We start from the raw sequence: 14833 nt of genomic DNA on the forward strand, positions 1-14833 counted from the left end.
GCCTGCCCCAGCTTAAGAAGATTGAAAAGGGTTTCTTATATAAAAATCAAAGTTTAAAGACCCTGACGCTGAGCCTGCCCCAGCTTAATCAGGTTGGAGGTGGTTTTTTATTTAAGTGTCATCAATTAAAATCCGTTGACTTGAGACCTTTATTAAAGTTGGAAAACGTAGAGGTTGATCGCTTCATGGAAGGTATGCCCAACTTAGAAAACGTTTTGATCGACCTGCGTCAGGAAGAACTCTTTAACAAATTACTTAAGGACAAGCCTAATTTGAGGTCCGAGTTCATGATTGCTTAGTTTTTCTTATAGAAGTGAGATTGCCACGTCGGCCTAAAGGCCTCCTCGCAATGACGGAGAAGTTGGGTCAAACATCGTTCTGATGGGAGGATCTCATCCGATAAAAGGCATGATTGATATACAGCCTTGTGGAGTTGAACAATATTACGTATTCTAGCCGCCATGATAAAAGAAAATAAAACTCAGATAACGATGCCATGGCTGGCGTGGAGTAGTGTGGCGCTGTTTTATGCCTATCAATATATCTTAAGGGTTTTCCCTAGTATTGTGATGCCAGAAATCATGGCTTCCTATCAAATGAATGCCTCTCTATTTGGCCAATACTCAGGTATTTACTATATTGGATATGGGTTGGCTCATCTGCCTCTAGGCTTCTGGATTGACCGCATAGGTCCAAGAAAAATTATGCCTCTTTGTTGTCTGTTGTGCATCGTTGGCCTTGCTCCCCTGATGGTTGAAAGCATCGCCCTCTATCCTATTTTAGGGCGGCTATTAATGGGAATTGGGTCATCGGGGGCCATTTTGGGTGTTTTTAAGATCATCCGGATGGCTTTTTCCTCTTCAAAATTCAGTCGTATTCTGGGAGTGACAGTAACCATTGGATTGGTGGGAGCGCTTTATGGAAGTCAGCCCTTTTATCATTTAATTCAACAGTATAATTGGCAGTTATGTGTTTTTATTTTGATGATTGCAGGATTCATTTTGGCAATCGGCATGTACTGGACCCTTCCAGACATCCCCCAACCACAACAAGAAAAAACCCCCCTTCGATTGCAAATCCGCGAAATTCTTGGCAATAGAAATGTCATCCTCATCTGTATTTTTGCGGGTCTCATGGTAGCGCCGTTAGAGGGATTTGCTGATATCTGGGGTACCGAATTTTTAATGCGTCTTTATGATCAGAGTAAAGCACAGATGGCTTTTTATCCAAGTCTCATTTTTATTGGAATGGGAATAGGGGCGCCTTTGATTGGGGCATTGAGTGATCAAACGGGGCGTTACTTTACGGTTATTATTTTTTCTGGGCTTGTCATGACGATTTCTTTCCTGATTTTGCTTTATGCGCCGCCATCCTTATTCTGGTTGCCGATGATACTGGTGCTCATTGGTATTTTTTGTGCCTATCAAATTCCAGCGATCACCAAAGCAACATTTTTTGTCTCGGAGAGATTGGTTGGATTTACAACAGCTTTTGTCAATATGGTGATTATGATGTTTGGGTATTTTTACCATGGAGCTATTGGGGCTATGCTGAACCTAGGCCCCGATTCCGTCAAAACGATGTACACATTGGCTGATTTCAAGATGGGTCTGTCGGTTGTTCCCTTGGGCCTTTTGATAGGGTCTCTTGGATTTATCTGGTTGCACTTTTCAGCACAGCAGCGGTCGGGATGAGTTTTCAATACCTCACCCGTCATTATCATTCTTTAAATACCTTTCCTGTCGAACAGTTTGAGTTAGAAAGCGCTGTGGCTGTCGATACTGAATTCATCAGACGGTCAACTTATTATACGCGTTTAGGGCTGGTCCAATTGGCGACACGAGAAAACAGTGTCACGCTAGACCCCATCCATTCAGATGTTGAGTGCCTACGCTCTTTTTTGACGAATCTACATGTTTCAAAAATTATGCATGCCAGCCGTCAAGATGTTGATATTTTTTTACACCGATTGGGCGTTGTGCCCAAGCCGCTGATTGATACCCAAATTTTAGCCGAATTTTGTGGGTTTGAGGCCAATATTAGTTTGAGGGCTCTGTGCCACCATTTTTTTAATGTGACTTTGGATAAGAGTTGTCAGCGGTTGGATTGGTTGAAACGCCCCTTACCATCCAAAGCTCTGCGCTATGCTCATGACGATGTGCAATATACTTATCATTGTTATGAAAAATTAAGAGAGCTTTCGGGCAATAAGTATGCGTGGTTTTTAGAGGATATGGCCGCTGTTCAAGAGGGCGCTTTTTATCAGGAAACACCTGAAACGCTGTTGAAAAAGTTTAAAAAACCTGTGCGGTACTTATCTAAAGATCAGGTTGTTATTTTAATGAAAATTTTAATGGCACGCGATCAAGCAGCTTCCTGGTTTAATATGGCTGTGCGTCACGTTTTGTCGGATGAGCTGTGTTTGGAAATGAGTATGGATGGGGCTCCCCAGAAAAGACTCTGCAAGGAAATTTTAGAAAAGTATTATAAAGAGAATAAGCCAATGGGATGGCCATCACCAGATCCAACAATAGATATCAAAGCGCATCTTTTAGAGATCATTTCAAAGGCCTTGAATCAAGATGTTCAGCTTCCGGAAAATGTGCAAGAGGGCGTTAAAAAATCTGAGGTTCTCAACCTACAAGAGAAGATTATTAAAATTGCGGAAGCACATCAAATGAATCCATCGTTGTTGGCGCGCAAACGTGATATTCATGCTGCACTTAAAGATCCATCTTCAAGTAGTTTGGGTAAGGGATGGCGTACGTCTCTGGTTAGCCATTTGTTTTAACGGATATTTTTGACAAAATATTATATCGGAGAATTTGAACTTTGATCAAGAGTTGCTCTCAGACTAATTTTGTGCCAGGATGTAAAAGTGATTTAAAGGTTGTAAACATGAAAACGTTAAACTCAAAAGAAGAAGCGCAAAAATACGCCCGCTTACTCAAAAACTTTTATGGTGAGCTTTACAGCTACATTATGGCCAACGCCGCCATTATCTTTTTGTGGGTCTTGTTCGATGGCGGACATTTCTGGCCCATTTGGATCATCTTAATTTGGGGAGCAACGCTTGTGGTAAAAGCTTCTAAGTTACATGTTCTTGATCATCGAGTTTATGCTGAGTGTGATAAGCTCCGCGATAAATTTTTGTTTATGAAAAAAGATTGGGAAGCGCGCAAGGTTGAGCAATTGGTCAAACGCGCTGAGAAAAAGGGGCTTTTTGATGAAAAGAAAGCCGCAGAAGCCTCTTCAGCTACTAAAAATGTTGTTGATAAGGTTAAATCGGCTGCGACGGCGGCTACCAAAAAGCCGGCTACAACAAAATCAACGGCGACAAAACCAGCTGCAAAAAAAACGCCTGCCAAGAAGCCTGCAGTGAAAAACCCCGCGACAAAAAAAACAGTTACAAAGCCCAAAAATCCCTAGAGATTAAACCTTTTTAGAATCTACATTCTTTGAGGTATTTCGATGCCAAGTATGTCGAGATATCTTTGCAGGGTAGCAAAGGTCTGTTGGCAAAGATTTATTTTCAATATCCGAACACTCTGATTGGACTCCGTCAAGATGGGGGCGGCGTTGTAAAATCGGCTAAAGCTCTGTGCGAGTTGAAAAGCAGCTTCACATAGAATGTTGGGTGATTTATGTGCCAGGGATTCTTGAATGATTTCTGGGAAGCGGGTTAGATGGATGCAGACATCTCTCGCAGATTCTGGGAGATCGGCCGGCGATTGAATGGCGCTTTTCCCGGATGAGTCAAGGTTGGCTTTTTCAAGCAGGCTTTGAATCCGGACAGCAGCATATTGCAGATAAGGACCTGTTTTGCCTTCAAAGCGCATGAACTTATCGATGTCAAACTGGTAGTTTTGTTTCGGATCATGTTGCAAATCAGCAAATTTCAAAGCAGCCAGTCCAATTTGATGGGCTGTTTTATCAAGAGCTTCAGGTGTAAACTGATGCTCCCTATTGGAAGAAAGAAGACGTTCTTTTGCTTGTTCCGTGAGAGTATCAATAAGATCTTTTAACCTCATGACGCCCCCTTTTCTTGTTTTAAAGGGTTTGCCATCTGGGCCATTCATGGTGCCAAAACCGACGAATGACCAATCAACATGCCATCCGTAAAGGGCTGCCGCGCGAAAAACCTGCTCAAAATGTAACGCTTGACGATTATCAACAACGTAAATGATTTGATCGGCCTGGAAGTGGTGAATACGTTCGTCAATGGTTGCCAGGTCAGTGGTGGCATAGAGAAATCCCCCGTCTTTTTTTTGCAAGATTACTGGCGGCATCGGCTTTTTATCATCGGGTTTTTCAATGGCCACAATAACTGCGCCCTCACAGACTTCCGCAACACCTTTGTCTTGAAAGGACTGAACCAAAGGTTGCAGGTGCGCCTGGTAGCGGCTTTCGCCAAACCAATGCTCAAAAGATACACCCAGGCGATGGAATTCCTGTTTCATGGCGCTGAGTGAGACGTCAACGAAATGCTGCCATAACGCTACATAGCCTGAGCGACCTTGTTGGAGTTCGTGGGTGGCTTGTCGGCAAGCTTCGGCCAGGTCGGTATTCTCTTTGCAAGCGGCTGAGATTTTGGGATAAATCTCTTCCAGATTCTCAAGGGTTATCGGGCTTTCTTCAGGATAGGGCCCGGTGTGATTTTTATGGAAGTAAACCCAGTCGGGATGCCTTTGTTTGAGACCAACAATCAGCATCCCCATTTGAGTGCCCCAATCCCCTAAATGAATGTCAGAAATGACCTGGGCGCCAGCAAATCGATAAAGCCTTTTGAGGCATTCACCAATAATGCTTGAACGTAAGTGACCGACATGCATGGGTTTGGCAACGTTAGGCCCGCCATAATCCATAACAATTTTCTTTTGGTGGAGGGACGGATCATGACATTTTGTCAGAGATGTTTCGTTCAAAGAATCAACAAGCTGTTGATCAGTCAGTCTAAAGTTGATGAACCCGGGGCCAGCAATGCTTACTTGCGTTGGATCCGCTTTCGGCCAGTTTTGAACAATGGTTTCTGCAATAGAGCGCGGTGATTTCTTAAGTTGTTTGGTCAGCATCAGGGCAATATTGCTTTGATAATCTGCAAGATCTGGCCGGTCAGATGCTTGAACCAATGAGGGGCGCAAAGGGATATTAAAGTGTGATGATAACACCTGATTAAGAATATCAGAAAGGGCAGTGCGGATGGTTTTCATAATCATTAATTTTTTCGATAAGGTAGCATATCATGCTTAGAAGGAGAACAGACTTTCCTTAAGAGATCTCTTAGGAGAGTTTAAGAGTGCGGTATAAAGGTGCCTCTCTTAATTTTTAGATGACGCTTTCTAAATTTAGGTGGTGCAGGTTAAGGGAGCATTAATGGATTGTATTGATTGTGAAATCCCCCTAAAGTTCTTTTGATTATTGCTATTCAAACATTAAACGAAAAGGGGTAGAGATGGCCAACAAACAAGACTGTCATTCAGAAGAAACAAAAACAGATTTCAGCGTTCATTTGTCTGCCGACATTCGCAACTTTTGGTGGTCGGATGGGTACAAGAAATTTTTTGCTGAAAATTTCGATCTCAAATCCAAGAAAATGGCGCTAGATGTTGGTTGTGGTGCTGGCCATTCAACCCAATTTTTGGCGGGCTTGTGTGGTTCAGAGACAGAAATTTTGGGTGTTGACGCCAATCTTAAAATTCTTGAAACAGCCAAAGAGCGAAGCCAGTCTTATCCGAACATCTCCTATCAACCAGGAGAGGTGTGTGAGCTTCCATTCGATAGCAATACTTTTGATCTTGTTTTTTGCCAAACGCTTTTAATTCATGTCCATGATGTGACAAAGGCTCTTGATGAAATTAAAAGAGTTTTGAAGCCCGGAGGCCTGGCTATTTTGGCGGAGACAAATAATACAAGTATTCTTGCCAACGCAAACTCTGCTCTGCGGTCGCTTAGTCACGAGGAAGGCATAACATTGATCGATTTTTTTAATCATGTTGTAGCGGGTAAAAAATATCAGGAGGGGGGTGATATTACAATTGCCTACATGCTTGAATCTATGGCGCGTGATGTCGGGTTTTGTAAAGTGACGGTATGTCGGAATGATAAAGTTCTGAGCCTCTATCCCCCTTACTCAACGCCCGAGGAGCAAGCCAATTTAAATTTTATCAAAGCAATGGCCTCTCAAAACTATCTTTTGTTTTCACCCGAAGACTGTCAAAAGTTCTACCCAATTTCAAATCCAAATACAGATCAATACAAGCAAGGGATGGAAATTGTGAAAAAATTGAATCAGATATATCTAGAGCAGATTTCCAATCAAACGTTCGTGGGTAGCTTTGGAGCAGAAATGATTATTACCATTGGCCAAAAGGCGTCGTAAATATAGAAGCCCTCATAATTGCACGACTGTTTTTAATTGAGCAGCTCATTACCAGAGGTGACAATTAACTTGAAAATTTAGGAATAACCCTGTAAGTAACAGTTTAATAAAACACGCTGAGATTGGTCTTAAACTGACCCCCGGTCCAGAAATGGTTGGCTCAGCGGATGGATAACCGGAAAGGAAATAATTATGGCAATCCCTCAATTTACGATTAAGCAACTGCTTGAAGCAGGTATCCACTTTGGCCACACAACGCGCCGCTGGAATCCAAAAATGCACACTTACATTTTTGGTGAAAAAAACAAAATTCACATTATTGATTTGCAGAAAACCGCACCTTTGTTGCGCGTGGCTTTGCAAGCAGTACATGATGTGGCGGCCACAGGTGGTAAGATTTTGTTCGTGTCGACCAAGCGCCAAGGAGCTCAGTTGGTGAAAGAAGCTGCTGAAAAAGCGGGGCAATATTATGTCAACCACCGTTGGTTGGGTGGCATGATGACCAACTGGAAAACCGTTTCTAACTCTATCAGTCGCTTAAAACAGTTCGAACAAGACCTGGGTGATGAAAACAGTAACCTGGTTAAAAAAGAGAAATTGAAACTTGAGCGTGAAGTTGAAAAGCTCAGAAGCGTTCTCGGCGGAATTATTGACATGAATGGCGTGCCAGACATGGCTGTTGTTTTGGATGTGAACCGTGACCATATCGCTGTTGCGGAGTGTAATAAGCTTAATATCCCCGTTGTTGGTATCTTGGACACCAACTCTAATCCAGCTGGTGTGGCATTCCCTGTGCCGGGGAACGATGACGCGATTCGCTCGATTGAGATGTACTGTGCGCTCTTTTCAGCGGCGGCTTCTGCTGGACGTCAAAGCCGTTCTACAACAAAGGGCCGAGACATTGGTGAAAGTACAACCCTTGTAGAAGCGAATCTTGCAGGTGTGACAACAGAAGAAACATCTGTTGAGCAAGCCGAAGAGGTTGTTGCTGCTAAAGTTGAACAAGAGGTTGAACAAGCTATTGAAGAGCCTAAAGCGTAAGCGCTGGTTTTTTTTGAGAACTATTTAAGGAGTAAGAAATATGTCAAGTGCTGCACAAATTAAGGACCTGCGCGAAAGAACGGGCGCAGGAATGATGGACTGTAAGAAAGCGTTGCTTGAATCAGCGGGCGACATGGAAAAAGCCATCGAATGGCTTCGTGTAAAAGGGTTGTCAAAAGCCGCTAAAAAATCAAGCCGCGCAGCTGCGGAAGGTTTGGTCGCATGTAAAAGCGATGGAAAATCTGGTGTGATGCTTGAAGTGAACGCAGAAACAGATTTTGTTGCCAAAAATGAAAGCTTTCAAGCTTTTGTTAAAAAAGCGCTATCCCTGGTTCCAGCGGGCACAACCGATATTGAAGCGCTTAAAAACAGTGCCTACAGCTCTGAGCGCTCCGTTGCTGAAGAGTTGACAAACCTAATCAGCGTGATTGGCGAAAACATGGTTTTGCGCCGGGTTGCTGCGTTGTCTGTTGAGCAAGGTGTTGTTGCGTCCTATGTTCATGGTGCTGTTTCTCCTGAAATGGGGCGGATTGGTGTTTTGGTGGCATTGGAATCAGAAGCTGATTCAGAGAAATTGCGCGAACTGGGGGAGATGATTGCTATGCATATTGCGGCCGCCCGCCCGATTGCGTTGATGCGTGAAGATGTTAGCCAAGTTTTGCTTGATAAGGAAAGAACAGTTTATCGTCAAAATGCTCTTGAATCAGGAAAAAAAGAGGAATTTGTTGATAAAATGGTGGATGGCCGGATCAATAAATACCTTCAGGAAATTGTACTGCTCGATCAAACATACATGATCGATGGGAAAACCATTGTGCGTGATGTGATTGCTCAGGCTGAAAAAGATTTGGGTGCCAGCATTAAACTTGTAGCTTTTGACCGCTTTGAATTGGGAGAAGGCATCGAAGTTGAAACAGGTGATTTTGCTGCAGAAGTTTCAAGTATCGTTTCCTAAAAAGATGCACCAGAATTGATGATGTCCAGCCAAGGAAAGAAGCCTTTCAAACGAATATTACTTAAGATATCAGGAGAGGCTCTTTGCGGCCAAGGTAGCCATGGATTTGATAAACAGGGTTTATCTGATCTGGCGTACAGCTTGAAAAGACTCCATGACTTGAACCTTGAGATTTGTCTGGTTGTGGGCGGTGGCAACTTTTTTCGCGGCGCGCAAAATTGCGATGAACTAATTTCTCGGGTTGGGGCTGATACCATTGGCATGATGGCAACGGTGATGAATGGTGTTGCGTTGCAGGATGCTCTTAAATCCATTGGTTTGCCATCAGTTTTAGTTTCTAACAAAAGCTATGGGGATGCTGTCCAGGGATTTAATGCCCATCAGCACGAGGAAGATGTTAGCTCTGGGAAAATTGTTATTTTTGTCGGCGGACTTGGCATTCCGTTTCTGACAACAGATACGTGCGGTGTGATTCGCGCGCTTGAAATGACCTGTGACTGTCTTTTTAAGGCAACAAAATATCCTGGTATTTATGATGCAGATCCCGCACAAAACCCAGAGGCCAAGCACTTTGCTGCGTTAAGTTATGATGATGCCATCAAATACCAATTAAAAGCCATGGATCAAACAGCTTTTGTTTTGGCAAAAGAAAACAACCTTGAGTTAATTGTGTTTTCTTTATTTCCCATTGAGAATATTGTTAAAATTATTCAGGATGATCCAACCGTACAATACACCCACATGAATTAGGAGACCCACATGTCATACGACTACAGTGATTTAATCGCCCGCATGGATAAAACAATTGAAACCTTTCGTAAAGAACTGGGTTCTTTGAGGACAGGGCGGGCCTCTGCCGGTTTGCTGGATCAAATTCGCATAGATTTTTATGGGACGCTGTCACCCATTAATCAAGTGGCGACCATTTCTATTCCGGAATCTCGGACGTTGTCTGTGCAAGTTTGGGATAAATCGATGGTGAAAAAGGTTGAGAAAGCGATTCTTGATTCTGATCTTGGTTTAAACCCAACCGTTGATGGCGACAGCATGCGGATCCATTTGCCAGAGCTTAACGAAGAGCGTCGACGGGAGCTTACCAAGATTGCAGCCAAGTATGCCGAGGCAGCGCGAATCGCTATTCGTAATGTTAGACGGGATGAGATTGATGAAATCAAGAAGCTTGAAAAAGACAGTGAAATTTCTAAAGACGAAGTGCATACCTTCACCCAAGGCGTTCAGAAACACACGGATGAGCACATTAAAAAAATTGATGAGCTTTTAAGCGCTAAAGAAAAAGACATCATGACGCTCTAGGATTTTGATGAATAAACCGAAAGCTTCATTTTCGCGGCTCCCTCGCCACCTTGGACTCATTATGGATGGCAATGGCCGATGGGCAAAAGGCTTTGGCCTCTCTCGTTTGCAAGGGCATAAACGTGGACGCAAAACCCTACAGCTGATTGGTGAAGAGGCTCAACGTCTTGGCATTGACTATTTAACCGTGTATGCGTTTTCGTCTGAAAACTGGCTGCGGCCCAAAGATGAAGTATCTGGGCTGATGGCGTTGCTTGAGCAAAGCCTCAGGCGTGAGATTGATAAATTTGCCGAGCGCCAAGTTCGGGTGCGCTTCATTGGTGATTTCTCCAAAGTACCGGATCAAACCCGCACCATCATGGAAGAGGCTGAGGCGAAAACAAAGATGTATGATCGATTTAATTTGACGTTAGCCATTGGTTATGGCGGCCGACAGGAAATTACCCGAGCGGTTCAGCAGCTTGCTGAAAAGGTAAAGACGGGGGATTTTCAACCAAAAGACATTACCATGGAAGATGTCCAGGCACATCTGTACACCCATGATCTGCCAGACATGGATCTGATTATTCGGACAAGTGGTGAGCAGCGTTTAAGCAATTTCATGCCTTGGCAAAGTGTGTATAGTGAAATTGCTTTTGTGTCTAAAACATGGCCAGAATTTCGGGCTGATGATTTACACAAAGTTTTGCAAGATTTTCAGCAAACAGAGAGAAGGTATGGCAAAGTATCCGAGCAACTATAACCAACTTCTCACTAAGATGACTCAGCGTCTCATTTCAGGTCTTGTGTTGATTTTTATCATCATGGCTGCTTTTTTGACGGGCGCTGTTGGCACGCAAATTTTACTGGGGCTTATTGCCGTTCTGGCCTGCAGTGAGTGGTGCGCACTGACACGTATCACCCAAAAAAAACGAGCGCGCCGATTTATGCTGGTTATGCTGTTCTTTGGGTTTTTGCAAATTCATTTTCACTATGTTTATGCTGGATTCGGCTGGTTGTTTTTGGTTTGTTCTGGTGCGATGTTTATGAGTTGGCTCACCTGGCGGCGGGGTTTTTTCTGGATGGGTGCTGGGTTTTTATATGTGGGGTTACCCATTTTTACGTGTCTATCCCTGATCGCTGTTTTCCCCAAATACATGTATGTTCTGGTTTGGGCAGCAATTATTGCCATTGCCAATGATACGGGTGGCTTGGTATTTGGAAAGCTGTTTGCTGGCCCTAAATTAGCGCCGCGCATCAGCCCGAAAAAAACTTGGGCCGGTCTTGTGGGAGGCGCTGGTTTTGCCTTGCTCGTAGGCTGGTACTTGCATCGGCGTTTGTCGATTGAAATGCCGCTGTCCCTGTTTTTGCTGACCAATGGACTTTTGGCTTTGGTTTCATCATTGGGAGACTTGTTCGAATCGGCGCTCAAGAGATATCATGGATTTAAAGACAGTGGAGATATTATTCCAGGCCATGGTGGTATACTTGATCGACTGGATGGTTTTTTTGCAACCATATTGCTTCTTGCGACCATGATTTATTTTTACCCGGAGGTGTTCAGTCAGCAGCTCCCAGATCATGATTTTCCTACAGTTTTTCTTGAGAATGTTCCAAATATAGATTAGAGTCATCTGAAGCTCTAGGAGACTTAATAATGGACATACTCTACTCAATTTTTCATGGTATCGGTTATATACTTCCCTTTCTACTTGTTTTGTCAGTCGTTGTGGTCTTGCACGAACTGGGGCATTACTGGGCTGCGCGATGGAACGGCGTTGGAATTACCGACTTTTCGGTTGGGTTTGGTCCAGAGCTTTTTGGCATAACCGATAAAAAGGGGACCCGTTGGAAGCTATGTCTGATTCCGCTGGGTGGCTTTGTTAAGATGCTTGGTGATTCTGATGCTGCCAGTCGACCTGATCAAAAGTCGATGAAAAAGGCCAGCAAAGCTGAAAAAGAAAAAATGATTCACCTGAAAAAACCCTGGCAAAAAATTTTGGTTTCGGTTGCAGGCCCCATTGCAAACTTTATAACCGCGATGGTTTTTTTCACCCTGGTGTTTACAACCATCGGTAAGAAAGAGCTTGATCCTGTTGTAGGGCAGGTTATTCAAGGGGGCGCAGCTGATGTGACAGGCATGAAAACGGGTGATCGTATTTTAAGTATTTTACCCTTGGAAGAGGGAAAAACCATTCAGCCAGTTTCCATTCATACCTTCCGCGATATCATGAAGGTTGTTCGTGCAAATTTAGATCACAAGTTAATCGTTAAGGTGGATCGTCAGGGGGTTGAGTATGACCTTATTGTTCAGCCGCGCCGATCAACAGATGTGGGCACAACAGTTCCAGGCATTGGGATTATGCCGACCCAAAAGATTTATACCGTTGGGGCGGGTTTGGTTGAAGCTGTGGGTTTTACTTTCAAGTTGATTGGCCGAATCTTTCAGGGACTTTATGGCATGATTGCGGGCAGTGAAGATGCCTCAAGTTTAGGCGGGATGTTCTCTATTGCGAAAGGTGCTAAAGATTTTTCAGATCAAGGTCTGTTTGCGTTGTTTGAGTTTATCGCGGTTTTGTCTGTGAGTTTGGGTGTCTTGAACTTGCTCCCTGTGCCCATGTTGGATGGCGGACATGTTTTGTTTTGTGCTATTGAATGGATTCGAGGGCGCCCTGTTCCTGAAAAGATTCAGGAAATCTCTTTTAAGATTGGCCTTTACCTTTTGCTGGCTTTGATGATTTTTGCCCATTGGAATGATGTGAAACGATTTGGCTTCATCGAAAAGATTGTGAAGCTTTTTAGCTAAAAAATTTATAATGAATGAGGATTTTGTGATTTCTATAATCAGACGTTTTATCTTTGTATCGCTTGTTATTTTGCCGTCTTTGGTTTTAGCGAATGGGACCATTGAGCGCATTGAAATTAAAGGCAATGTCAGAGTTGATCCAAGTCATGTTCAAAGCGTTGCTAATTTGCGTGTAGGTCAGTTTGTCTCGGATGAAACACTAAACGCCGCGATTAAAAAACTCTATAACACAGGTCTGTTTCGTGACCTGTTCTTGAATGTTGACAAAGGCGTTCTCCTTATTTCTGTGGCTGAACATCCCACCATCAACGATGTGGCGTTTGAAGGGAATTCGGGGGTTAAAGAAAAACTGCTAAAAACAAAAATGAAGATCGCGGCGCGTGCGACATACACGGAAGAAAAGATTAAGTATGAAGTGCAGCGTTTGCTGGCGATCTATCGCTCAAAAGGATTTTTTAGCGCGCGGGTTTTCCCCAAAATTATCAAACGTGACTACAACCGTGTTGATGTTGTGTTTGAAATTGAAGAGGGCGATCCGGCCAAAATCCATGCGATTAATTTTGTTGGCAACAAGGAAATCAGTGATTGGGATTTGTCTGCAGCCATTTCGACAAAAGAAAGTGCATGGTGGAAGTTTTTCTCGTCAGATGATTTTTTTGATCCAGATAGGCTTGAAATTGATCGTGAACAGCTTAAGAAATATTACCTGAATCGTGGATATGTTGACTTTCGGGTGCAGTCAGTTACGGCGCAACTGATGCGAGATTACCGGGGTTTTATTATCACATTCAACTTGCACGAAGGACATCGCTACAAATTTGGAACCATCAATCTTGAAAATCAGATCAAGGGTGTGGATGTATCTAAGCTTGAGCGCATCATTAAGCCTAAAGATGGGGATTGGTATTCAGCGCAAGAAGTTGAAACATTGATTGATGCTTTAACCGACGAAATTACCAAGCAAGGATACTCGTTTGTGGATGTATCGCCAACCAGTGATGTTGACGAGAAAAATCATAAAATGAACATCACTCTCATTATCAAACCAGCCCCACGGATTTTCATTAACCAAATTAATGTGGTGGGGAATGAGCGAACCGTTGATGCCGTTATTCGTCGAGAGTTGAGCTTTGCCGAGGGGGACCCCCTTAATCAAAGTAAGTTGCGTAATTCTGAAAAGCGCTTGAATTATCTTGGTTTCTTTAAGGAGGTTAAAGTTGATACCGATAAAGTGAAATTTGGCGAATCTGCATTGGTGGATGCAAAAGTCACAGTTCAAGAACAGTCAACTGGAGATATCAATTTTAGTATTGGGTTTGCAACGTTGGATGGGCCATTAGGTATGATTCGCCTTGCCGAGCGAAACTTGTTTGGCCGGGCATATGAGCTTTCAAGTTCTCTTGAGGTTGCTAAGAAAAGAAAATCTCTTTCAGCTGACTTCATTAACCCCAATCTATTTGGACGGGATTTGGCCTGGGGAATTGGTGTATTTGTCATGAAAGTGAACCGTGATTCTGATTCGTCTTATAGTGAAAAAAGTATTGGGATTCGAAATTGGATTAGTTACTTCTTAACCGAACACTTGATTCAGCGCTGGAGTTATCAAATTTCCCAAGATGAAATTGGTACGCCTGGAAGTGGTGTTTATCCACTGATCGCTCAAGATAAAGGAAGATTCATGACGTCATCTGTGGGCCATGATTTGTCATTGGACTATCGTGACAACAGGCTTAAACCCACCGACGGATATCTGTTGAGCATGGGAAATGAGTTTGCTGGTGTGGGCGGTAAAGTAAAATACCTTAAGAACACTCTTTCAGCTGCGTGCTATCAGAAGCTTACTGAAAAAGTGATTCTTGAGTTACATGCCCAAGCAGGCATGATGAGCGAAGTCGGCGGGCGACGCATCCGGGTGAGTGATAAATTTATGATGGGGGGTAATACGCTGAGAGGTTTTGATTACAGTGGTGTGGGTCCTCATGGTTTTGCATCGCCAGGAAACCGAACCCAATATAATGAATCTTCGCTGGGAGGGGATCGAAGCGTTCTTGTGTCGGCGCAAGTAAACTTCCCCCTAGGGTTGCCAGAAGATATGGCGATTAGTGGCCATGCTTTTATGGATGCTGGTACACTTTGGGATAGTAAAATTAAACAACGGGTGCAAAAATATAATCAAAACCAGGCCCAGAAAATTTCTGTTCACAATAGTAAAAAAATCAGATCTTCTGCAGGGTTGGGGATTAGTTGGGCCTCACCAATGGGTGTGATAACCATTGATTATGGTCATGCTTTGACCTCTGCGAAGGGGGATGAAAAGCGGGCCATTATCTTTACGATGGGTTCGAGCCGATTTTAGGAG

The 14833-nt window shown here is 43.5% G+C and carries 14 protein-coding genes; 13 read left to right on the forward strand and 1 reads right to left on the reverse strand.

What is annotated here, in order from left to right:
• The 4 genes from C0582_01880 to C0582_01895 form a co-directional block, all read left to right on the forward strand.
• Positions 1-299: hypothetical protein (locus C0582_01880; protein ID PLX29964.1), on the forward strand; the 299-nt coding region annotated here is incomplete at its 5' end.
• Positions 300-461: 162 nt separating this feature from the next.
• Entirely contained in the window at positions 462-1694 is a 1233-nt protein-coding gene (locus C0582_01885; protein PLX29965.1) for an MFS transporter, read from the forward strand.
• Positions 1691-2791: a hypothetical protein gene (locus tag C0582_01890; protein ID PLX29966.1), complete on the forward strand. Its 1101-nt coding sequence runs from the start codon at positions 1691-1693 to the stop codon at positions 2789-2791. Before C0582_01885 ends, C0582_01890 begins: the two co-directional genes overlap by 4 nt.
• A 107-nt stretch (positions 2792-2898) precedes the next feature.
• Entirely contained in the window at positions 2899-3429 is a 531-nt protein-coding gene (locus C0582_01895) for a hypothetical protein (GenBank protein PLX29967.1), read from the forward strand.
• A gap of 20 nt (positions 3430-3449) precedes the next feature.
• Here C0582_01895 and C0582_01900 read toward each other — a convergent pair whose 3' ends face one another.
• Complete coding sequence (locus C0582_01900) at positions 3450-5216, reverse strand: arginine--tRNA ligase (protein PLX29968.1); 1767 nt, start codon at positions 5214-5216, stop codon at positions 3450-3452.
• 236 nt (positions 5217-5452) lie between these two features.
• Between C0582_01900 and C0582_01905 the strand changes: the two genes are divergently transcribed.
• The 9 genes from C0582_01905 (at position 5453) to bamA (ending at position 14830) form a co-directional block, all read left to right on the forward strand.
• On the forward strand, positions 5453-6379 hold the full coding sequence (locus C0582_01905; protein ID PLX29969.1) for a hypothetical protein: 927 nt from the start codon (positions 5453-5455) through the stop codon (positions 6377-6379).
• Positions 6380-6571: 192 nt separating this feature from the next.
• Positions 6572-7420: a 30S ribosomal protein S2 gene (gene rpsB / locus C0582_01910; protein PLX29970.1), complete on the forward strand. Its 849-nt coding sequence runs from the start codon at positions 6572-6574 to the stop codon at positions 7418-7420.
• Between the two features lie 40 nt (positions 7421-7460).
• On the forward strand, positions 7461-8375 hold the full coding sequence (locus tag C0582_01915; GenBank protein ID PLX29971.1) for an elongation factor Ts: 915 nt from the start codon (positions 7461-7463) through the stop codon (positions 8373-8375).
• An 18-nt stretch (positions 8376-8393) separates the two neighbouring features.
• Complete coding sequence (locus C0582_01920) at positions 8394-9125, forward strand: UMP kinase (GenBank protein ID PLX29972.1); 732 nt, start codon at positions 8394-8396, stop codon at positions 9123-9125.
• A 9-nt stretch (positions 9126-9134) separates the two neighbouring features.
• On the forward strand, positions 9135-9689 hold the full coding sequence (locus C0582_01925; GenBank protein PLX29973.1) for a ribosome recycling factor: 555 nt from the start codon (positions 9135-9137) through the stop codon (positions 9687-9689).
• Positions 9690-9696: 7 nt separating this feature from the next.
• The gene (gene uppS / locus C0582_01930) at positions 9697-10431 is read left to right on the forward strand and encodes a di-trans,poly-cis-decaprenylcistransferase (protein ID PLX29974.1); all 735 of its coding nucleotides are present in this window, start codon (positions 9697-9699) and stop codon (positions 10429-10431) included.
• Positions 10358-11296 (forward strand): hypothetical protein, encoded by a 939-nt coding sequence (locus C0582_01935; protein PLX29975.1) that lies wholly within the window; start codon positions 10358-10360, stop codon positions 11294-11296. The genes uppS and C0582_01935 overlap by 74 nt, the downstream gene beginning before the upstream one ends.
• Before the next feature lie 29 nt (positions 11297-11325).
• Positions 11326-12474, forward strand: coding sequence for an RIP metalloprotease RseP (gene rseP, locus C0582_01940; GenBank protein ID PLX29976.1), 1149 nt, complete (start codon positions 11326-11328; stop codon positions 12472-12474).
• 10 nt (positions 12475-12484) lie between these two features.
• Positions 12485-14830 (forward strand): outer membrane protein assembly factor BamA, encoded by a 2346-nt coding sequence (gene bamA, locus C0582_01945; protein PLX29977.1) that lies wholly within the window; start codon positions 12485-12487, stop codon positions 14828-14830.
• Positions 14831-14833: the final 3 nt, after the last annotated feature.

Source organism: Alphaproteobacteria bacterium (assembly GCA_002869105.1).
GTDB lineage: Bacteria > Pseudomonadota > Alphaproteobacteria > UBA7879 > UBA7879 > UBA7879.